This is a genomic window from Escherichia sp. TW09308 (genome assembly GCF_000208565.1).
Taxonomy (GTDB): Bacteria; Pseudomonadota; Gammaproteobacteria; order Enterobacterales; family Enterobacteriaceae; genus Escherichia; species Escherichia marmotae.
The window spans coordinates 223,987-244,402 of record NZ_AEME01000001.1; the positions used below are offsets into that span (position 1 = coordinate 223,987).

Sequence of the window (20,416 nt, forward strand, 5' to 3'; positions counted from 1 at the left end):
CAGTATATCCGGGAGCAGGAGATGACACAGAATGACGGAGTGTCCCGTCTGCATAACTCCGGACAGGACAGCACATATATTGCCGGCGCGGAGTTAAAGCGTCAGCTTTCCCGGAATGCAGCAGAGCGCCGACAACTGAAGGAAGATAATCGCCAGTTACGTGCAGAACTGAAGGAAATGGAGGCAAAGATAGCAGGGATGCCTGTGGTGGATATGGAGCAGCTTAACTCACCAGAAAAACAGCAGGCTTATGCTGCCGGAGTGATGATGGGCAGGGACATATTATCACTGCAGGCTGCAGATGCTCTGTCGGGCATTACAACAGATAATCGTGTTCTGCTGGCCGGCGTGTGGGATGCGCTGAATCACCGGGAACAGATGAGTGAAAATGTATTGCAGGCTTCGTTGTCACAGGCAGAGCAGAGTATTCATGAAGCCCACCAGAAAACAGCCCTGAAATGGAAGAAAGCAGGTTCTGACTGGCTGAAGTCATTTAAAAAGCAGAAAGGGGTGCAGCAGGACAGAAGTGGCTTCTGGTACCTGATTGAACATGGAGGAGATGGCGGGCTGATTAGTGGCGACAGCACCGTTGTTGACGTGGTTGTCGTGGAGAAACTGACTGACGGTACAGTTGTTGAGGATATGGATGCACGGGGTACGGTCGTCTCCCGGCCTCTGGGCGACTATCCACCATTATTTCGTTCTGCACTATTGTTGCTGAAAAATCATGGAACAATAACTGTGGCAGCCCCGCCGGAGCTGGCTTATGGCGATGCAGGATACCCACCGAAAGTTCCTCCCGGAGCCACAATGATATATACCATTCGTGTTGAAAATGTACGCGAGGAAAAAGTATCCCCGGAGGGGCAGAAACAGGAAAAAACGGCTCAGTCAAATAAGGCAGAAGAGGCCAGGAAATCATGATACTGAATAAATGCAGGCTTATTGAAACAGTGGCCGCCGGGCTGTTATTTGTCTCCGTACAGTCGGTGGCAGTGGATGTACCGGTTAAAATTACAGGGACAATTTTGATTCCTCCATGCAAGGTTAATAAGGGAGAGATGATCGTTGTGGAGTTTGGCGATATTTCTGTGACGGATGTTGCCAATGAACGTAACCGCCGCAAAGTCACAGTTCCTGTTACGTGCGATTATGCACAGGGCAGGGCGTATGTGAAGGTGACGGGTAGCCAGCTTGGCAGTAATACAAATGTGCTGGCTACCGATGTGAGTAATTTTGGTATTGCTCTTTATCAGGGGGACGGGACATCCACACAGCTGATTCTGGGGAACGGAACGAATAACGGTCAGGATTACATTGGTTTTCCGATACAAACCGGGCTTTCCGGTAAAGAGAGAGGAACATTTACTTTTACTGCTATTCCTTTTAAAGAAGGGAGTAAAGAACTGGAAGCGAAGGCATTCACGGCTTCAGCGAACATGAGTATCAGTTATTTTTGATGATGGTTTATCCTGACTGAGTTAAGTAAAAATAGTGCAAAACTAAGACTAATGGTATTTATGTTTTATGTAAGAATTATTTTTATTGAATTTTAAATGAGTAAAGATTAAACATGTAAGTTGTTTTATATCAACTTGTAAGTATGCAGTCGTTATTAGTTTACAGGTAGCGTCGATATATGTTATCGAGAAGAGTGGAGTATGCCATGCCTGAATTATCCATGAATAAAAACAGTGATTAGGGGAGTTATGTTTAAACAAATATTTGCTGCTAGTTGCGTTCTTTTTTCTGTTTGTGGGACTATTAAAATAGCCAATGCTAAGCCGTACTGCAATATACTATGGGCCAATAATATTACGCCTGGGGCTGAACCTTTTAGTATAAATATGGATGGAACAACAGCGGATGTAATAAGAGCCTTCGATATAAATGCAGGGGGAGGGAGTACTGCAATTGTTCAATATGCAGAAGATGAAAATGATAAGGAGGATATTTCAGGTCATAGAAGATACTGGATACAATATCAGACAGAGTGGCAAAATATTAATGGCTTACGATATAGAGTTTTAGATGATAATATGGAGCTTGCTCAAGTGCAGGTTCCTGGTGCAAAAACAGTTGTTACTCCTCATGAAAGAAGAACATGGGTAGGGGGGATCAAGGGCTGTAAGGACGTTGGTTCACAATATGTTTTTGGCTATAAAAAAGTCAGTGGGCTAAAGCTTCAGATTGATCGTGGATCGGCCTTTCCTGGAGTATATAAGATAAGTTTACCTGTTAAGGTCGCTTATGAAGAGAATAAAGGTAATTATCAGGGTGATGCAGGAGGAGGATGGAGAGAGTATGCATCAGCAATGCAATCTTTTCAGGTTATTGATTCTAACAACATATCTATCTCAATAATGAGTAAATGTTCTGTATCAACAAGAGAAATGAATGTGGATTTTAAAGAGATTACTGCTGAACGCGCTTTGTCTGGTATTGATAAGAATACCAGTTTTAATATAACGTGCGATGCACCAACAAAAGTAAAGCTCAGTCTGCAGGGTGGAGGTGTTGATGGGGCAAAAAATAAAACAAAATGTGGTTCTGGTATATGTACTCTTACACTGGATGGCAGTGATGAAAAAATAATAACATTTTCATCAGCAGGATCCAGAACGGTTGACTTGAATACATACTTTAAAACCAATAAGTTATTTTCTGGTGAGTTTTCTGGCTCTATGATTCTTTCAATGGATGTCTTGTAGGAAATATCATAAATATTCGTTTTTATAATATCTATCCGCTGATAGAATTAGGCTAACTAATCTTTTTTCTCTAAGCTGATTGGGTATTCGGAATGAAGATCTCAAGAGTCGTTTTAATATTCTAATTTATGGAGTATGTGGAATGCGTAAAAGTGGGCTAATTTCTCTTTTCTTGTGCATGGTTCTTTCTGGTCCGGTATATGCGCAGAATGGAGCAACATATTCGCTACTGAATAAACCTGTGGAGAGTGCCGTTCAGGATAATGAAACGGTAGCTGAGTTTTTCTCTTTCTATTGCCCCCCCTGTTATGCCTTCTCACAGGATTATGGTATCGACAAAGCTATCCGGAAAAGCCTTCCTCCGGGGAAAAAAATGGTCAAGTATCATACCGGTTTCCTGGGGGAGCTGGGTGAGGAGCTGACCCGGGCATGGTCAGTAGCGATGGTTCTGGGCGTGGAGGATAAGGTGGAACCGTTGTTATTTGATGCTGTACAGAAAACACGGAGACTGAAATCCGCGTCAGACATCCCGGGGATTTTTATTCGTGCAGGAGTTTACCCGGGAGAGTATTCGAAGGCGCTTGCCAGTAAGGAAGTGGCAGAACTGACTGAGAAGCAGAAACGTCTGTTCAGGGAGTACGGTGTGACCGGCACCCCATCCGTATTTATTAATGGCAAATACCGTATTGAAAACAGTGCCTTTCATGCAGACAGCGTGGACGCTTTTCGTGAAAGTTATGTTGCAGCAGTAAAATCACTTTTGAATATGACAAATAATTAAAATATTTAATTTTAACATTATATTATTTTCATACTTATACTGAAAATGTTTGATGGCTCCCTGATATTTACTGAATATTACTTTAGTATGAAAATAAATAAACGAAATACTGAAAACCAGCCCGCAGGCACGAAAAAAGTGGCCGGGACTGGGAAATGAGGTGACAGCCCGCCTGCTGACCGTGACGCGCAAAGGAAAAGTCTGCCATCTGCTGACGTCGATGACGGACGCCATGCGCTTTCCCGGAGGAGAAATGGCGGATCTGTACAGTCATCGCTGGGAAATCGAACTGGGATACAGGGAGATAAAACAGACGATGCAACTGAGCAGGCTGACGCTGAGAAGTAAAAAGCCGGAGCTTGTGGAGCAAGAGCTGTGGGGTGTCTTACTGGCTTATAATCTGGTGAGATATCAGATGATTAAAATGGCGGAACATCTGAAAGGTTACTGGCCGAATCAACTGAATTTCTCAGAATCATGCGGAATGGTGATGAGAATGCTGATGACATTGCAGGGCGCTTCACCGGGACATATACCGGAGCTGATGCGCGATCTTGCAAGTATGGGACAACCAGTGAAATTACCGACAAGAAGGGAAAGGGCCTTCCCGAGAGTGGTAAAGGAGAGGCCCTGGAAATACCCCACAGCCCCGAAAAAGAGCCAGTCAGTTGCTTAACTGACTGGCATTAAGGCCGCCGGGGACGTTTTTTTACCACCGGGACTTCGGACATAACGGTGTTTTCAGTAAGTACGACAGGTACTGTGGAGGCACTCCCGTAAAGACGGGCATCAAGTTCTCGCTCCGACATACCTGCGGGCAGAGGCCATGAAAGGCCAGCCTTGCGGAAGCGCACGAACATACCACAAATTGTTGATTTTGGTACGCCCAGGCGACGTCCGGCCACAATCCGTGGTAAATGTTCTTCAAAGTGAAGACGTAAAGCTTCAGTGATCCAGGTCCGGTATTCCATACGATAGTGTCCATTAAAAATGATGGGCATTATTTTTGTGGAGCCGGAGGAAACAGACCAGACGGTTCAGATGAGGCGCTTACAGAGAACAAGCCAGCCTGGCATGATAATCCTCAATTTTGACTGAATGCCTCATCGTTAAAACAACAAAAGGGAACGTATGTGGATACTGATATTCTGGCTTTCAAACCTCTTCTCAGGCTCATCGAATATGACTCGACAGCCAACACTGGCCCTCCATTTGCAGGAATCTGGCAGCGAAATTTCCCTCCCCTTTTGACTGGACTCTTCTGCTTGTCCTTGCATCCCCCGTTTCTGCTGGCGAAGTGTAATTCAATTTTGTTAGACTTTATTAATAGTTGAGCATGAATATCGCTCAACTATTATATGGATTTATAATAATGACTCTGCTAGTAATTTACTATGCATAGGTGTTCTCTTAAAATCATCATATTCACATGCAAGTCTTAACTCATTTTCAACTCTTTTTGGATTGGTCTTTATAAATGTAACTTCATTTAAATACAACGAAAGAAAATTGGTTATATCATGTCCACGAGACAATGACCACGGAGTCTTGAATTTAATATTTAATGAATTAGCCTCTTCAATCAAATTATCCACATAAAGAGGATAATTAGACCAGGAAGGCATATCTTGCATAAGTAAATCTTCATTAAAAATCACATTTTTCGCATCAAAATAATTTTCCACACTACATCCATTAAATATACTTGAGCGCAAATTTTGTTTGTGTACTGTTATTTCGTCTGCTGCTCGTATTTTACCTATAGCTCTGGTTGCGGCTTCCAATTTTTGTTTAAAAAAATTAAAATCATCGATATTTACATCATATGATATTAATACTTTATTTAAAGCTTTAGTATTTACTAAAAAAGATTCCAGGTCGTTATAATAATATTGACCGGTATTTAAACAATATGAATTGCATAAAAAATGTTCTTTTTCTGGTAAAGGTATTGAATGTATAAGATCCCAATCTAAATCTACACAAAAAAACATAGCTTTTGAGCTACTTAATGATGTTCTTTTATATTTATCATATAATGAATATATATTATCTTTTCCATCTAAGGACACAAATCTAACTTTATTATTTTCTGAAAACCACTGCTTAAAAAACTTTACATCTGACGGCCCTTCTACAGCAATAGTTTTACGGCGTGTTGCACCATATAACATCGATCGTGCTGTGGTTAACACAGTTGAAAGCTTATAATCACTTAGCCTTTTAGTACTCATTTTGATCCTCGAGACGTAAATTATCTGAAAGCTCAATAATTTCAATAGGATTGTATTGATCAGCCAATTCAACTACATTATCCCAATAATCTTCCCCTATTAATATCGGTGAATGAGTTGCTAAAATGACGTCAAAACCATTCATCTTTTTTATCTCGTTGAGTATTTCAATAAATTTTTCTTGCCATTCTGGATGGAATGATATTTCTGGTTCATCAATTAGAACTAAAGAGTCATTACTTGTTTCAAAAACAAGTCGGCCAATTAAAACAATTAGATGTTGTTCACCTGAGGAAAGGCTATCTAAAGCTATCGTATTTTTTTTACCATCAACCATCCGTACATAAAAGCCATCGTCGATCGATGTTTTTATCTCCTTGAACGAAATTAATTTATTGACAGAGGATGAAAATATATCTAATTTTTTTGCTAAAATATCAAGAAGTGACAGCTTTTCAAAAACATCGTCTAAATATGTTTTCAGTACAAGTAGTCCAGCACCACTGTCTGATGTAGTCTTAATATGAGTATTGAATTGTTGTGTTGTTTCAGTATCAGGTATTAAGCCAAGATCGCTATAATGATCTTCTATTTCTTTTAATTTTTGAATCGAATGTAAAACGGATTCTTTAGATGGGTAGTTCCCTTTTGCTAAATAGTTCATAATTCTTGTTGGGAAGTTTGTTTCCTTCTTTCTACCTTCCTCAAATTGGTCTCTTATGGCCCCACCTATTTTTTCCTTAATGTTTTTGGCTATATGATGAACCATAGATTTATCTTCATCACCATTTGATAATCTATTAGTAGAAATAGTGAATACAGCTAATGAAGAAATAACAGACTCCAACCATGATATTTTATTTCCTACTCTTTTTCTGAGAGCTGGATGTTTTTTGTATCTGTTTAAAATATCCTGAAAGTTTACAATGTCACCTTCTCTTTCATCTCTCCATGTTCTAGGTCCCACACGTCGTAAGTATGGGATATATTTTTCGATAATATTAACCCAATGAATGAATTGATTATCATTTAATGGGTCGTTTATCGTATTGCTATTCTCACCGTCAGTTATAATTATATCTTGCTCAGAATTGTCACTTTTTTTTATGATCTGAATAACTTTCCCATAAGATAAATAAAAACGAACCTCTTTGAAACTTTCCCTGAAAAATATAAAAAAATCTCCTTTTGAAAAGGAATCTATCATTTTTAATATTGTTGTTTTACCATAACCATTTGGAGCAGCAATAATTGCTAAACCTTGGTTAATGTTAGAAAGCTCAATTGTATAATCAAATCTATCAAATAATCTGTCTACTTCAAACTTCTCTATTTTCATAGTGAAATCGACCTTTTTATTAGTCCATCATTAATGTTACGATGCAATACTGAATGATATATACACCTCATCAGTATACAATTGAAGAGCTATTTATGCAAAAACATATATGAATCAATCAAATAGTAATGTAAGATCATCTGTGCCTACCACGTTTCGTGGCCCTATTTATTATTCATGAGTTGTAATTAGCTTGTCATTAAAGTCATAAACGCTAATTAACTATATTGTGCTGCGTGAAAACTGGCGGGGTTACAGGGGTGTACTGGCCAGAATTCACGTAGCGCAACTCTCCTCTCTGTGTATTCGTCTCCTTTCTTTGCGATCATCTTTGCCCTGGCATTACCCCAATTCTCCCAAAAACGGCAAACCAGTCCTCAACCCGCGCCATGACTGGCTTAAGACGGGATCCCTGCTGCAAAACGCGCCTTTACGTATTTGGTTTTACCCGCAATAATGCGTGATAAGCAAACAAAAGGATCCGCGTGCTGCGATTTATTGTCGTGGAAGGATCCGGGCGTTCAGGTCAGAATACCTGTATCCATAAACAGTGCGTGTGCTACGTGAAAAATAACTTATGAACAATGTCATTCCCCTGCAGAATTCACCAGAACGCGTCTCCCTGTTACCCATTGCGCCGGGGGTGGATTTTGCAACAGCGCTCTCCCTGAGAAGAATGGCCACCTCCACGGGGGCCACACCGGCCTACCTGCTGGCCCCGGAAGTGAGTGCCCTTCTCTTCTATATGCCGGATCAGCGTCACCATATGCTGTTCGCCACCCTCTGGAATACCGGAATGCGTATTGGTGAAGCCCGGATGCTGACGCCGGAATCATTTGACCTGGATGGTGTAAGACCGTTTGTGCGGATCCTGTCCGAAAAAGTGCGTGCGCGACGCGGGCGCCCTCCAAAAGATGAAGTCCGCCTGGTCCCGCTGACGGATATAAGCTATGTCAGGCAGATGGAGAGCTGGATGATCACCACCCGGCCCCGGCGCCGTGCACCGTTATGGGCTGTGACGGATGAAACGATGCGGAACTGGCTGAAACAGGCAGTGAAGCGGGCCGAAGCTGACGGGGTGCACTTTTCGATTCCGGTCACACCACACACCTTCCGGCACAGCTATATCATGCACATGCTCTATCACCGCCAGCCCCGGAAAGTCATCCAGGCACTGGCTGGTCACAGGGATCCACGTTCGATGGAGGTTTATACACGGGTGTTTGCGCTGGATATGGCTGCCACGCTGGCAGTGCCTTTCACAGGTGACGGGCGGGATGCTGCAGAGATCCTGCGTACACTGCCTCCCCTGAAGTAACGGCACTTCCTTATATAAGCAGTGGTAAGCAGAACAGACATAACATAAGCTGGAGCAGGTAGATAATCTGTAGTGAGTAAACCATGTTTTATGAAGGGAGCGATGCCTCAGCATCAGGTTACGGGGTGACTCACGTAAGGGACTGGCAGATGGCAGCTCAGCTACAGGCAGCACTGCAGGAAACTGAATATAAACTGCAGTGAGCAGACCACTCACTGCACCTGATAATATAAGCTGTAGTCAGTAAAGGAACACTCTTCACTGACTACAGCTTATGTTCAGCGGGATTTGAAGAGTTTTTCCAGGTCATCCAGCGTGATGCCCAGTTTTTCAAGCAGGGCAAGTTTCTCCGCCATCTCCGGACTGACTTTTTCCGCAGGTGAAGGTTGCAACGGATTTTCCTTACTCTCATCATTCGGTGCTTTTAACCGGGGACGCCGGTAGTGAATGCAGAAGAGTTTTGTCCGCCCCCGCTGGATCTCCGTGTAATCAAGATATCCAATCTCGCGCAGCTGCTCCATTGCCCGTCTGACCGTCTGGTTCTGGGAAAATACAGGAGACTTCAGATTGAGGCGTGCACGCAGCCGCGCCAGCGATATCGGTGCCGGATCCCGGGGCAGGCTCTCTATAAAGGTGTAGAGTGCCTGGGCGGACTCCCGTCGCTTCAGGGCATTAATCGCCTTAAGCTGGAGAAGGACTTTTCTGTCAAACTGGTACAGTTCAAACAGGCGGGGATCAGCCTGTAACTGAACAATATCCCGCTCAGTATCGTAGTAGGCTGACTGTACCAGATGGGTGATGTATTCCCGGGTGTGCTTCTCATCGGTACGGGAAAACGAGATCACGGTACCGGCAATGCGCTTCAGGGAAGGGCTGATGCGCTCACGCAGCCTGCGGGATGACTGGCTTGAAGGTATACCACACAGTTTTGCAAACTCAACAAAAGGCAGTTCAACTTTGTCACCAATCACGTTATGGCGGGCAAAGGAATGAATGATCCCCACCCAGGTCTTGAAATCGTTATCCATATCCAGGCGGGGGCCGGTGATCTCAACCTTATCGAATCCCTCAGCACGGGCCAGGGAAAGACGTGTCAGCTCTTCCGTGGCATCAGTACGTGACAGTGTATTTTTTTTACTGTTCTTCAGTGATTTAAGGGTCGGTACAAAGACGCCCAGACGCATCAGCGCCACAGGTTGTACGGTGTTGTTATTGTTTGGTGTCAGTGTCACCAGTTCACCGGACGACTTATCCACCTCGCCGAACAGTTTTTTGATGTCTGAATTTTCGTTTTCCAGAAAGCCTCCAGCCTGTGGACAGTAAAAGAATAAACAGAAAATCGTGTGTCAGAACTCCGCTAACTGACTGAAGAAAAACCTGCAGCCTGTATTTAACAACTGAGTCTGGCGTACTGACCATAGTTTATGTCATTAACTTACTTCAGTATATGGATTACTGAATACAGCTTATCATTAGCATGTTACAGTTTATCAGTAACATGCCACCGCTTATGTGATCGTGGTCCCGGCCCATGAGTGACAAGGTTTGCAGCGATATGGGGATCTTTAATGGATCATTTGTTGATCATTCATGGATCTGTTTACTGGATCGGACCGCCGGATATGTGGATAAATCATTCCGGAAGGACAGCGCACACAACCGTTTTATGAAAGGGCTTCAGGGCGTACCTGCTCACTGTAACTACAGATATATTGCGCTTCCTCGCCGGTTCGCGGGCTTCGCCGGTCACCGGTCTGCGGCGAGCACCGACAACATACAGACAGAAGTCGCCTGATATACCGATAATGTATATATACCCCTCCTATACTGCGTACTCTCTGAGGATGTGCAATGTGATTTATGCAGTGGCGTTCGTCAGGAATGTGTAGTGGATCATAAAATCAGGACACTGGAATAACCTGTTTCCATTTTTCTTCATGCGGCAAGGCGATAAACCACCATTGTTTGTATGAGGTCGATAAACGTTGTAATAAGCATTTATCCACTGATTTATTCGTGTACTGCATGGCAATCACCATAACCACCTTTCGGAAGCCATTCACTTTTAAGGCTGCGAAAGACTCTTTCCATCGGCGAATTATCCAGACAATTCCCTCTGCGACTCATACTTTGCATTACCCCATAACGCCAGAGTAACTTTCTGTATTTATTGCTTTTATACTGAACACTTTGATCTGAATGAAACAGCAGGCGACCATCACGCGGTCGTGTTTCCAGTGCATTACACAAAGCCCTACACACCAACTCAGCATCAGCGGTTAATGAGAGGGCTGAACCGATAATCCGCCGTGAATTATCTCATTCTTTCACTGGCAAGATTATAAACGTCACTGCGCTCACGTTTACCCACAGCTACAACAGCGATAATTAATTGTTCGTCAATCACCTGATAGACCAGGCGAAAACCTGACGCACGTAATTTTATTTTGTAGCAGTCCTTTATCCCGCGAAGTTTTGCGGAAGGAATATGCGGATTGTCACAGCACTTTTTTAGCTTTTTCGCAAACTGTTGCTGAATAGTCTTGTCCATTTTTTGCCACTCTTTCAGCGCATCTTCCCTGAATTTTACCTGATACCTCATAGGTATTTATCCAGGTCTACATCATGCAGCGGTTGGTTGCTGCGTTCGGCTACCAGTTTAACCAGCTCCTGATCGTCTAGGGCATCGAGCATCTTTTCGTACAGCTCTGCGGGTACACAGTAGAAAGCAGGCTGATTACGGTTCAGGATAGCGACCGGGAAACCATCACCGGCGCTGACTGTCGCCATCGGATTTTTCTTCAGCTCGCTGACACTGGCGCTTGTATCACTGAGAATAATGTTAGGCATAGGCCACCTTTCAAGACTATTTAACCAGTCTCAAAGATACTCCTTATATGACCTGTTAACAAGTCTTTTTGTTGTTTTTTATACAGATGGACAGAATCACCTGAATGTCCCGGTAGTGCGGGAATTAAACAAGGGGCGTAAAAAAGGCCGCTTGCGCAGTCTGATGATGGCATTCAGCTCTGATAGAGCCGAACCCACTCGATGATCTCGTTAAGCTGGTCGTTATCCAGTTCCGCGCAGTTCGCAAAAATTGCTTCCGCCACGCGCCCCTGATGCTTTTCAGTCGTGGAACCGATACCCGCCACGCCGCCCATACCTTGTTGTCCGTTGTCAGTAAGGACTTGCCGCCCCGTTGATGTGACAAACTGTTGAGCCTTGATTTCCATCATATTATCCCTGTTTAAGCACTTTGCCGTGGCATCACTATACCAGGGGAGATCTCGCGCTGCCAGCAGAACTGGACGGAATAACCTGAACGTCCATTCTGGCATGGCATCAATGAATGTCCGTTCTGTGCCAGAGGTGGGTGTCACCTACCCGTATCCTAATATAACACTCTGACGCGCCCAACGGTCTTGTCTAACCCCTCGCCTGCTCAGAGACAATGTCTAACTATGCGGTTTGATGTGAATGGTGACTTGCAACGTACGATAATTTAATGGCAATGCAAAATATGTTGTACGTCTTTCATGTTTGTGTACAATGTGATTGAACTTTGTACGCAATATATGGGCAGGGAATCTATCTCAGAGGAAAACTATGAAACGAGATTACGGTAGTGTCGGTACCATAGCGCTCAGAGCAAGTGCTCTACTTCAGGCCATGAGTCGGGATATTGAGGAGCAAAGAAAAGAATTCAATCTGACAGAGTATCATCAAACATATACTCGTAATGCGGTCGCAAAATTGCCGAAGCTGAGCCGACGCATCGTAGAACTGGCCGTTAAAGAAATGGAAGAAAGTGGCTATGAATTTAATAAAAAGCGGGTAGGCAACGTCGAGCAATATGCATTAACAATTCAGAACGTTATTGATATTTACGCTCACCGACAGATACCAAAATATCGCGATGTTCATAAAGAACCTTACGTAATTTTTGTCGTCAACTTGAAAGGTGGGGTTTCAAAAACCGTCAGTACAGTAACGCTGGCGCATGCACTACGAGTACATCCGGATTTGCTGCGTCATGACCTTCGTATCCTTGTGATCGACCTTGACCCGCAGGCGTCCAGCACTATGTTTTTGGACCATACCCATAGTATTGGTACAGTCCTTGAAACTGCCGCCCAGGCAATGCTAAATAATCTCGATGCTGAAACACTGCGAGAAGCGGTTATCCGACCCACTATGATTCCTGGCGTTGATGTCATCCCTGCTTCTATTGATGACGGCTTCGTAGCAAGCCAATGGGAGTCTTTGGTTGCTGAACACCTTCCTGGTTTTAAGCCTTCTGAAGTACTCAGGAAAACCATCATTGACCGTATCGCTGATGATTATGATTTTGTCTTTATTGATACTGGCCCTCATCTTGATCCATTTCTTCTCAATGGCCTGGCGGCGAGTGATTTACTTCTCACCCCTACTCCCCCGGCGCAAGTTGATTTCCATTCAACTCTCAAATATTTGACTCGTTTACCTGAAATGCTAGAACGTTTGGAAGAAGAAGGCGTTGAGCCCCGCCTGAGTGCGAGCATAGGGTTTATGTCCAAAATGACCAGTAAGCGCGATCACGAAACTTCCCATAGCCTGGCTCGTGAAGTGTATGCGAGTAATATTCTTGACTCATCGCTTCCGAGACTGGACGGGTTCGAACGATGTGGTGAATCTTTTGACACTATCATCAGTGCTAACCCTGTTTCATATCCTGGAAGTGCAGAGGCATTGAAAAAAGCTCGTACCGAAGCGGAACGATTTACTAAAGCCGTTTTTGACCGCATTGAATACATTCGGGGAGCATCTAAATGAAAAAGGTTTTAGCTCGAGGGCGAGTTCTCGGCAATAGCAATTCAGAGTTCGCTCGCATGCTTGAAGGTGACGGAGAGATCAAAACGTTTACTCTTAAGTCTGGGAAACAAGCAAAATTCATTAAAACGGTTGTATTAAGCGGAGATATAGAATCTAAAACGTTCGTTGATGCATCTGTTAATGGACGCGATCAGACTATGCTTTCGCGTGAGTCAGTTAGTGACATAACTCGTACGATTAAACTTCAGCAATTTTTTCCGGCTATTGGTCGGGAAGTAGATGGACGAATTGAAGTATTAGACGGTACGCGTCGTCGCGCTGCCTGTATCTATAACAACGTAAAATTCGAAATACTGGTTACAAAAGACAGTATTGATATTGCCGACGCGAGACAACTTGCAAAAGATATACAGACAGCCAGAGAGCATAGCCTCCGAGAACTAGGAAAACGCCTTGAAGTTACTTATGGGGCAAGTATGACAAAAGAAGAGATCGCTCAGGCTGAAAGCATCTCTCCGGCAAAAGTAACACGCGCATTTCAGGCGGCATCAGTACCGGATGAAATGATCTCTGTATTTCCGGTAATCAATGATATTTCGTTGTCGGACTATCAATTTTTGTTGAAACTGTCTGAAAAGGCAACCAACAAAAAAATGTCAGTGGAAGAGTTTATGGATAGAGTTCGCCAAAAACTGATGGCTTTACCCGACTATCCAACAATTGAGAAAAGCAAAATCCTGGCGGTCTTCAGGTCTGAAGGAAAATTGCTTACAGACCGGCCTGTAAAAACAGTTGAAACTGAGAAGTTGAAAGAGTTTTCTGATCGTAACCAATTTGCCAGAAAGAAGACTGACCCCAGAAAGCGTCTTGTTGTTTATGAGTTCTCCCGCATATCTAATGAGGTGCAGTTAGAAATCGATGAGGCTATAAAAAACATTCTAAGAAAACTGCCTGAATAGGGTATGCCGGGTTAATATCAGGATGCTAAATGGCATCCTTTTTTTGCAATTTTCACCACGCTTTTTTCATGCTTATTTCACTGAATATAAAGTATTTTTTTTAATTCTTTCATAGTGAAATCACCATAAATTTCTTTTTTTCAAAGTCTGGCGACCGGTAGTTCGTTCCAGCGGGTAGTGTATGCCGGTGACAACATCTCACGCTTTATCTGCCTTTCTGGCGCAATGCCTCGGCCTGCAAACCACACTTTCCCCAGACCGGAATGGTTAATGCTGTCCACGACTTTCAACGGCTGGTTACTGTTGCTCCGGGGAGCAGTCACTTATGTGGCCGCCGTGTCGTGTGCTGGCGGTGCCGCGGAATATGTGAACAACGGAGGAAATCCCATGCAGTATGCAAAATCTGTCATTCTGAACGTTGAAGAAATCGACCGTCTGTCTTTTCTGCCTTACCTGTTTGGCAACGATTTTCTGTATGCCGAGGCATCTGTGTACGCGCTGGCGAAAAAAATGATGCCGGAATATGAAGGCGGATTCTGGCACTTCATCCGCCTGCCGGACGGTGGCGGTTACATGATGCCGGATGGCGACCGTTTTCATCTGGTCAACGGTGAAAACTGGTTTGACCGTACGGTCAGCGCCGATGCCGCAGGCATCATTGTGACAGCTGCGATACTGTGGCAAAGTGCGGGTCAGTTCATTGAGTGTTGAGCCGAGATAGGCCAGCATAAGCACCATCGCCATTACGATGATGGTCATTAAAATCGACACCGCCAGTACGCGCGGTACTCGCCAGCGAACCATGCGTTGTACCAGCGGGTTAAGAATGACTGCGATAAATAGGGCGAGGATAAAGGGGACGATGATATCGGCGGCAAACCGGATACCGCAGAGAATAATGACCAGCATTCCCAACATAATGACGATTTTTAGGCCATTGAGCGTGATGATCGGCTTTGCCATGTTTATCCCCGTTTTTTTCTTCGCGAATAATATTTTTTCTGCGGCATTATAACGAAAATCAAACTACTCAGGTAAAGATATGAAAATGTTTTGAGTTAATTCTTAAGCTATGATACAAATCAGGCGTGTACAACTACCGAGGACAATTATCATCCGCGATGACGAGAAGCAACACTGCGGATAATTGTAATATTATGGACAATTTGTTCAGGACGTTATTTTCTACATTTACCCATCTTCGTACCTCATCCAGCATCTTGCTCGCAGGCGAGCAACACTGGCGCAACGCGCTTTAGTCCTTTCTTCTGTCAAAGCTGGCGCTCTGCGCTGGACTGAATACTTTTCTTTGGTTTCGCTGAATTCAGCGAACATTAAAATAATTCTCTTGCAGGGGAAGGACGATGTATATTTATTGGGCTTTATTAGGTCTGGCTATTGCCACAGAAATTACCGGAACGCTGTCAATGAAATGGGCGAGCGTCAGTAACGGTAACGGTGGATTTATTTTAATGCTGGTGATGATTTCACTGTCATATATATTTCTTTCTTTCGCCGTGAAAAAAATAGCGCTTGGTGTGGCTTATGCTCTGTGGGAAGGCATCGGTATTTTATTTATTACGCTATTTAGCGTTCTGTTATTCGATGAAAGCTTATCGCTGCTAAAAATTGCCGGGTTAACAACCCTGGTTGTCGGGATTGTGTTGATTAAATCTGGTACACGCAAAGTACGTAAACCCTCGCTGGAGGTGAACCGTGGCGCAGTTTGAATGGGTTCATGCCGCCTGGTTGGCACTGGCAACTGTGCTGGAAATCATGGCTAACGTCTTTTTGAAATTTTCTGACGGCTTTCGCCGCAAAGTTTATGGCTTGCTCTCGCTGGCGGCGGTGCTTGCTGCCTTTAGCGCGCTTTCGCAGGCCGTTAAAGGGATCGACTTGTCTGTAGCCTATGCATTGTGGGGTGGGTTTGGTATTACCGCCACTTTAGCTGCGGGGTGGATCTTGTTTGGTCAACGTTTAAATCGCAAAGGCTGGGTTGGCCTGATCTTGCTATTGGCCGGAATGATCATGGTGAAACTCGCCTGATGACCACGCTGCCCGACAATGCGGGCAGCGTTTGAACATTATTGCCGGGTCAGTTCTTCTAACTTGTCGCGAAAACCGGTGACAGAAATGGCCCGGTTATCGGCGCGCCAGCGATCTTTCGCTGCAGGAGCTGAACTTTGCACACCAATTAACTGCCAGCCGTCATCAGTATGCAGCATCAGTGGCGAACCGCTGTCACCCGGCAGGGTATCGCACTGATGCGACATCACCGAGGTTTGCGCCCAGCCAGTCACTTCGCAATTTTGATGGCTGTATAAGGTATCAAGATGATCTTCGGGATACCCCGCCTGAGTCACTTTACGACCAGCCGCTTTTAATGCGGCGGTAAGCGCGGCTTTATCTCCCTCAAATAATGGCAACGGCGTAATGCCAGAAGGGGGATTGCGCAGCACAATCAAACCGAAATCCCACGGCGCGGCTGCGGGCGGGACAATCCAGCCATCACCATCAGCCTTTAACCGTTTCCCTAGCGTCGGATCAACACGACCTTCAATATCGTGGATCTCATAGCGCCATAGCCCTTTATTCGAAACAAAACGCAGCGCAATTGCTTTGTCTGGTTTACCTTTTGGTGGCGTTAATAAACAGTGGCCCGCAGTTAATGCGAGATTAGGGGCAATCAGCGTCGCCGTACATAAATTGCCGCTGGCCGTTTCCAGTTGCCCAACCGCATCCCACGGCGATTGGGTCGTGTTATTTACCGGTACACGATCATCATGACCAAAAAATAGGGTGCTGACCTCATCATGAGCCGATTTAGGATCGTCCGGTTTATCCGCAAACACAAATGCAGATGTCAGACTAATTGCACCCAGTACTACAGCAATGGTTGTACGCATATCACACTCTGGCGAGTAATTATGATTATTAAAAGCAAACCCTCGTAAATACTATAGACGGGACGGGATGAAAGTGGGAGTAAAATCAGATAACTACGCTCAGGAAAGATAAAAACGGGCGGCAATCAGCGCACATAAAATAAGGATGATAAGAATGAACTCAAAGCGATAACGGCCCACCATAGTACCCTCCGCTAAAGGCGGTGCTAAACGTTACCCGCTTAGCACCGTAATTTTCAGGCGCGAGGGGGCGCGCCACTATTGCTGTCGAAAACTTATGCGGCTGGCTGTGCTGCAGGTTTTGTCGGTTGTTGCTGGCTGTGTTTTTTGCTGTGCTTTTTGGCGGCCTGTGCTTTTTGCTCAGGTGCTTTCTGTTCAGTTTTTGCTTTTTTATGATGTTTTTTAGCCGCTTGCGCTTTCTGGGCGGGCGCTGCTTTATGCTGTTTTTTATGATGAATGGTTTTTGCAGGTGCTGCTTTGGTAGCAGCAGTCGGAGCAGGCGTGGTCGCAGTCTCTGCGGCAAAGGCAGCAGAAGAGAGACCCATAGCAGCGGCAACAACCAGAGCTAATACTTTTTTCATTGTCATACCCTCAATTTGGTTTTTTATGCAACCCCACTGCGGGGCCGATGTAATGACTATATCTCTGGAAATAGCAGGCTTCCGTGAGTGGTTGGTTTCGGCATGTAACGATATGTACAAAGCGAGTAGCGATGACGTGAGAAATAATAACGCATTGTGACTTAAGGAGATTTTCCCACCAATATCGGTAGTATTGATTGACTTAACTTTTTCATTACCTATAAATTGGTAGAATCACCGTGTATTAACAATAAATGACACACAGCAAAATGAATCCGTTTATTTGGGTGCTTATTATCCTGATGGCGTTAGATGCACTGCGGGAAATGGCCGGCACTTCGTCTATTTTGGGATGGTTATTAACGTTGAGTTGAGCAGACAATAAGCCCGGACAGGTTTTAACTCAGTCCGGGCTTATTTTTCAGGCGTGCAGGCGATGATGTAAACGTGTTCCGACCAGAATAGCGACCACCAACATCACGGCAATAAATGCACCGACGCCGTTCCAGCCATAGTTATGCCAGAAGACGCCACCTAATGTCCCTGCAATACTTGAACCCAGATAGTAACAAAATAGATACAGCGAGGAAGCCTGGCCTCTGGCGCGTTTAGCACGTGGGCCAATCCAGCTACTGGCGACAGAGTGAGCGGCAAAGAATCCTGTAGAGAAAAGCATCATACCGGCAAAAATCAACCACAGTGGGTTGAACAATGTCAGGAGAAGGCCAAAAAGCATGACACCTGTCGAAAATAACATCACCGGACCACGACCGAAGCGGGTAGTCATGGTGCCTGCTTTTGGCGAACTCCAGGTGCCAGTCAAATAGACTAGCGATAATAAGCCAACCACGGCCTGACTGACATGCCAGGGGGGAAGCATCAACCGATAACCAATGTAATTAAACAGAGTGACGAACGACCCCATCAGCAAAAAACCTTCGACGAATAATAAGGGTAATCCCTGATCACGGCAGTGCAGACGGAAGTTAATAAACAGCGTTTTTGGGCGCAACGAGGATGGGCGGAAATGGCGTGACTCCGGGAGGATTTTCCAGAACATTAACGCTGAGGTCAGAGCGAAACAGCCAATAACCGCCAGAGCAATTCGCCAGTTAAAGAAGTCAGTAAATACCCCGCTGATTAAGCGCCCACTCATACCGCCAATTGAGTTGCCGCTGATGTACAGCCCCATTGAAAATGCCACAAAACTGGGGTGGATCTCTTCGCTAAGGTAGGTCATGCCAACGGCAGCTACGCCGCTTAACGACAGACCAATCAAGGCGCGCATAATCAAAATACCGTGCCAGCTAGTCATCATCGTCGAAAGTAACGTGCAGATGGAGGCCAACAGTAGTGCCGTCACCATCACCGGCTTGCGACCTATGGCATCGGAAAGTGGGCCAGTAAATAGTAAACCAATGGCAAGCATGATCGTTGAAATTGACAGTGAAATACTACTGTTAGCAGGCGTTAAGCCAAATTCTTGCGAAAGCACCGGAAGAATAGGCTGCACACAATAAAGAAGCGCAAAGGTTGCCAGCCCGGCCGAGAATAGAGCTAGAGTAACACGCATAAATTGCGGCGTACCGCGTTTAATGAATTCGTTTGTCCGGGAAAGGTTTTTCTTGTCAGTGTCACTTGCCGGAGTGCCATCAACAGTTGTAGTACGACTCACTTGAAATCCTTGCTAAATATGCCCGTGATGTGGGATTAGGAATAGATTAGGAAAATCGAATTGTTATGTCTAATATATTAATAGTCTCAAATAAGATGTTTAAAATATGAATATTGAATTGCGCCACCTTCGTTACTTCATTGCTGTTGCGGAAGAGCTGCATTTTGGTCGCGCTGCTGCCCGACTGAATATTTCACAACCGCCGCTAAGCCAGCAGATTCAGATACTGGAGCAACAAATTGGCGCGCGACTGCTGGCACGAACCAATCGCAGCGTAATGCTGACGGCAGCAGGGAAGCAGTTCCTTGCTGATAGTCGGCAAATCCTGTCTATGGTGGATGACGCTGCCGCTCGCGCTGAACGCCTGCATCAGGGAGAGGCGGGAGAGTTACGCATTGGCTTTACCTCATCAGCGCCATTTATTCGCGCAGTATCTGATACCTTATCGCTGTTTCGTCGCGAATTTCCTGATGTTCATTTGCAGACACGCGAGATGAACACCCGCGAGCAAATAGCACCCCTTATCGAAGGGACGCTGGATATGGGGTTGCTACGAAATACTGTGTTGCCGGAGACGCTGGACCACGCGGTCATTGTGCATGAACCACTTATGGCGATGATCCCGCATGATCATCCTTTGGCCAATAAATCGAATGTAACGCTGGCAGAACTGGCAAAAGAACCCTTTGTTTTTTTGATCCGCACGTAGGGACGGGGCTGTATGATGACATTCTCGGCCTGATGCGACGTTACAATCTCACCCCAGTCATCACCCAGGAAGTCGGCGAGGCGATGACTATCATCGGCCTGGTTTCCGCGGGTCTTGGCGTTTCGATTTTGCCCGCATCTTTCAAACGCGTACAACTCAATGAAATGCGTTGGGTATCTATTGCGGAAGAGGATGCGGTTTCTGAGATGTGGCTGGTTTGGCCAAAACATCATGAACAAAGCCCGGCAGCACGTAACTTTCGTATTCAGCTACTGAATGCTCTCTGATGAGGAAAAATTCAGCAAAAAATCCCGAAAAATGTGCTGTCAATCACATGGCTAAGTAAAAATTTGACGTTACGCATTGAAGTGCTTCACCATAGCCTACA

22 protein-coding genes and 7 pseudogenes are annotated in these 20,416 nt (G+C 45.0%); 15 read left to right on the plus strand and 14 right to left on the minus strand.

The annotated features are described in order from the left end of the window. Window positions 1–21 precede the first annotated feature (21 nt). The 5 genes and pseudogenes from ESM_RS01000000123675 to ESM_RS0101240 form a co-directional block, all read left to right on the plus strand. The gene (locus ESM_RS01000000123675; protein WP_158217321.1) at window positions 22–924 is read left to right on the plus strand and encodes an FKBP-type peptidyl-prolyl cis-trans isomerase N-terminal domain-containing protein; all 903 of its coding nucleotides are present in this window, start codon (window positions 22–24) and stop codon (window positions 922–924) included. After that, window positions 921–1,460, plus strand: coding sequence for a fimbrial protein (locus tag ESM_RS0101225; protein ID WP_000602603.1), 540 nt, complete (start codon window positions 921–923; stop codon window positions 1,458–1,460). The genes ESM_RS01000000123675 and ESM_RS0101225 overlap by 4 nt, the downstream gene beginning before the upstream one ends. A 249-nt stretch (window positions 1,461–1,709) precedes the next feature. Then, entirely contained in the window at window positions 1,710–2,711 is a 1,002-nt protein-coding gene (locus ESM_RS0101230; RefSeq protein WP_010375790.1) for a PapG chaperone-binding domain-containing protein, read from the plus strand. A 142-nt stretch (window positions 2,712–2,853) separates the two neighbouring features. Continuing rightward, the gene (locus tag ESM_RS0101235) at window positions 2,854–3,492 is read left to right on the plus strand and encodes a DsbA family protein (RefSeq protein WP_001232111.1); all 639 of its coding nucleotides are present in this window, start codon (window positions 2,854–2,856) and stop codon (window positions 3,490–3,492) included. 109 nt (window positions 3,493–3,601) lie between these two features. Further along, window positions 3,602–4,168 (plus strand): annotated as a pseudogene (locus ESM_RS0101240) (transposase); the annotation flags it as partial. Window positions 4,169–4,181: 13 nt separating this feature from the next. On the opposite strand, the pseudogene ESM_RS01000000123680 reads toward ESM_RS0101240, so the two are convergent. The 3 genes and pseudogenes from ESM_RS01000000123680 to ESM_RS0101255 form a co-directional block, all read right to left on the minus strand. Further along, a pseudogene (locus ESM_RS01000000123680) lies at window positions 4,182–4,493 on the minus strand (IS66-like element accessory protein TnpA); the annotation flags it as partial. 363 nt (window positions 4,494–4,856) lie between these two features. Beyond that, the gene (locus ESM_RS0101250; RefSeq protein ID WP_000105167.1) at window positions 4,857–5,726 is read right to left on the minus strand and encodes a hypothetical protein; all 870 of its coding nucleotides are present in this window, start codon (window positions 5,724–5,726) and stop codon (window positions 4,857–4,859) included. Next, on the minus strand, window positions 5,716–7,065 hold the full coding sequence (locus ESM_RS0101255; RefSeq protein WP_000687636.1) for an AAA family ATPase: 1,350 nt from the start codon (window positions 7,063–7,065) through the stop codon (window positions 5,716–5,718). The genes ESM_RS0101250 and ESM_RS0101255 overlap by 11 nt, the downstream gene beginning before the upstream one ends. A gap of 265 nt (window positions 7,066–7,330) precedes the next feature. Between ESM_RS0101255 and ESM_RS01000000123690 the strand changes: the two genes are divergently transcribed. Beyond that, entirely contained in the window at window positions 7,331–7,522 is a 192-nt protein-coding gene (locus tag ESM_RS01000000123690; protein ID WP_085947955.1) for a serine/threonine protein kinase, read from the plus strand. 120 nt (window positions 7,523–7,642) lie between these two features. Then, window positions 7,643–8,383 carry a tyrosine-type recombinase/integrase gene (locus tag ESM_RS0101260; protein ID WP_001066934.1) on the plus strand — a complete coding sequence of 247 codons (741 nt, stop codon included), beginning with the start codon at window positions 7,643–7,645 and terminating at the stop codon, window positions 8,381–8,383. Between the two features lie 278 nt (window positions 8,384–8,661). On the opposite strand, the gene ESM_RS0101270 is transcribed toward ESM_RS0101260, so the two are convergent. The 5 genes and pseudogenes from ESM_RS0101270 to ESM_RS0101290 form a co-directional block, all read right to left on the minus strand. Beyond that, on the minus strand, window positions 8,662–9,639 hold the full coding sequence (locus tag ESM_RS0101270; RefSeq protein ID WP_000361614.1) for a RepB family plasmid replication initiator protein: 978 nt from the start codon (window positions 9,637–9,639) through the stop codon (window positions 8,662–8,664). A gap of 645 nt (window positions 9,640–10,284) precedes the next feature. Continuing rightward, window positions 10,285–10,696: pseudogene (locus ESM_RS1000000126015) on the minus strand (DDE-type integrase/transposase/recombinase); the annotation flags it as partial. A 1-nt stretch (window position 10,697) separates the two neighbouring features. Next, on the minus strand, window positions 10,698–10,985 hold the full coding sequence (locus tag ESM_RS0101280; RefSeq protein WP_001270422.1) for a type II toxin-antitoxin system RelE family toxin: 288 nt from the start codon (window positions 10,983–10,985) through the stop codon (window positions 10,698–10,700). Further along, window positions 10,982–11,233, minus strand: coding sequence for a type II toxin-antitoxin system Phd/YefM family antitoxin (locus ESM_RS0101285; protein WP_001132895.1), 252 nt, complete (start codon window positions 11,231–11,233; stop codon window positions 10,982–10,984). The genes ESM_RS0101280 and ESM_RS0101285 overlap by 4 nt, the downstream gene beginning before the upstream one ends. A 173-nt stretch (window positions 11,234–11,406) precedes the next feature. Beyond that, window positions 11,407–11,619, minus strand: a complete 213-nt coding sequence (locus ESM_RS0101290; protein WP_000402945.1) for a hypothetical protein — start codon at window positions 11,617–11,619, stop codon at window positions 11,407–11,409. 373 nt (window positions 11,620–11,992) lie between these two features. Here ESM_RS0101290 and ESM_RS0101295 point away from each other — a divergent pair, with 373 nt between their 5' ends. After that, the gene (locus tag ESM_RS0101295; RefSeq protein WP_000817642.1) at window positions 11,993–13,198 is read left to right on the plus strand and encodes an AAA family ATPase; all 1,206 of its coding nucleotides are present in this window, start codon (window positions 11,993–11,995) and stop codon (window positions 13,196–13,198) included. Next, window positions 13,195–14,157: a ParB family protein gene (locus tag ESM_RS0101300; RefSeq protein ID WP_000756325.1), complete on the plus strand. Its 963-nt coding sequence runs from the start codon at window positions 13,195–13,197 to the stop codon at window positions 14,155–14,157. The genes ESM_RS0101295 and ESM_RS0101300 overlap by 4 nt, the downstream gene beginning before the upstream one ends. 140 nt (window positions 14,158–14,297) lie before the next feature. Here ESM_RS0101300 and ESM_RS1000000126030 read toward each other — a convergent pair. Further along, window positions 14,298–14,471, minus strand: a pseudogene (locus tag ESM_RS1000000126030) (DUF4113 domain-containing protein); the annotation flags it as partial. 73 nt (window positions 14,472–14,544) lie between these two features. Between ESM_RS1000000126030 and ESM_RS1000000128760 the strand changes: the two are divergent. After that, a pseudogene (locus ESM_RS1000000128760) lies at window positions 14,545–14,826 on the plus strand (antirestriction protein); the annotation flags it as partial. Here the strand turns inward: ESM_RS1000000128760 and ESM_RS1000000126035 are convergent. Beyond that, window positions 14,824–15,120, minus strand: a pseudogene (locus ESM_RS1000000126035) (AI-2E family transporter); the annotation flags it as partial. The pseudogenes ESM_RS1000000128760 and ESM_RS1000000126035 sit on opposite strands and share 3 nt — an antisense overlap. 125 nt (window positions 15,121–15,245) lie before the next feature. On the opposite strand from ESM_RS1000000126035, the gene ESM_RS1000000129580 reads away from it, so the two are divergent. The 3 genes from ESM_RS1000000129580 to mdtI all read left to right on the plus strand — a co-directional run bounded on the left by ESM_RS1000000129580 (window position 15,246) and on the right by mdtI (window position 16,203). Continuing rightward, complete coding sequence (locus ESM_RS1000000129580; protein WP_085947940.1) at window positions 15,246–15,416, plus strand: protein YdgV; 171 nt, start codon at window positions 15,246–15,248, stop codon at window positions 15,414–15,416. 105 nt (window positions 15,417–15,521) lie between these two features. Continuing rightward, window positions 15,522–15,887: a multidrug/spermidine efflux SMR transporter subunit MdtJ gene (mdtJ, locus tag ESM_RS0101315; RefSeq protein WP_000276139.1), complete on the plus strand. Its 366-nt coding sequence runs from the start codon at window positions 15,522–15,524 to the stop codon at window positions 15,885–15,887. Continuing rightward, window positions 15,874–16,203 (plus strand): multidrug/spermidine efflux SMR transporter subunit MdtI, encoded by a 330-nt coding sequence (gene mdtI, locus ESM_RS0101320; protein ID WP_000046672.1) that lies wholly within the window; start codon window positions 15,874–15,876, stop codon window positions 16,201–16,203. The genes mdtJ and mdtI overlap by 14 nt, the downstream gene beginning before the upstream one ends. A 38-nt stretch (window positions 16,204–16,241) precedes the next feature. Here mdtI and ESM_RS0101325 read toward each other — a convergent pair whose 3' ends face one another. The 3 genes from ESM_RS0101325 to asr all read right to left on the minus strand — a co-directional run bounded on the left by ESM_RS0101325 (window position 16,242) and on the right by asr (window position 17,644). After that, entirely contained in the window at window positions 16,242–17,063 is an 822-nt protein-coding gene (locus ESM_RS0101325) for a trypsin-like serine peptidase (protein WP_001260827.1), read from the minus strand. Window positions 17,064–17,162: 99 nt separating this feature from the next. Next, complete coding sequence (locus ESM_RS01000000123715; protein ID WP_000233090.1) at window positions 17,163–17,246, minus strand: hypothetical protein; 84 nt, start codon at window positions 17,244–17,246, stop codon at window positions 17,163–17,165. Window positions 17,247–17,338: 92 nt separating this feature from the next. Then, on the minus strand, window positions 17,339–17,644 hold the full coding sequence (gene asr / locus ESM_RS0101335) for an acid resistance repetitive basic protein Asr (protein WP_000756318.1): 306 nt from the start codon (window positions 17,642–17,644) through the stop codon (window positions 17,339–17,341). A 269-nt stretch (window positions 17,645–17,913) separates the two neighbouring features. On the opposite strand from asr, the gene ESM_RS1000000129585 reads away from it, so the two are divergent. Beyond that, window positions 17,914–18,018 (plus strand): KPN_01571 family protein, encoded by a 105-nt coding sequence (locus tag ESM_RS1000000129585; RefSeq protein WP_212632918.1) that lies wholly within the window; start codon window positions 17,914–17,916, stop codon window positions 18,016–18,018. 47 nt (window positions 18,019–18,065) lie between these two features. On the opposite strand, the gene ESM_RS0101340 is transcribed toward ESM_RS1000000129585, so the two are convergent. After that, on the minus strand, window positions 18,066–19,319 hold the full coding sequence (locus tag ESM_RS0101340) for an MFS transporter (protein WP_000091861.1): 1,254 nt from the start codon (window positions 19,317–19,319) through the stop codon (window positions 18,066–18,068). A 106-nt stretch (window positions 19,320–19,425) separates the two neighbouring features. Here ESM_RS0101340 and ESM_RS01000000123720 point away from each other — a divergent pair. Continuing rightward, a pseudogene (locus tag ESM_RS01000000123720) lies at window positions 19,426–20,315 on the plus strand (LysR family transcriptional regulator). Window positions 20,316–20,416: the final 101 nt, after the last annotated feature.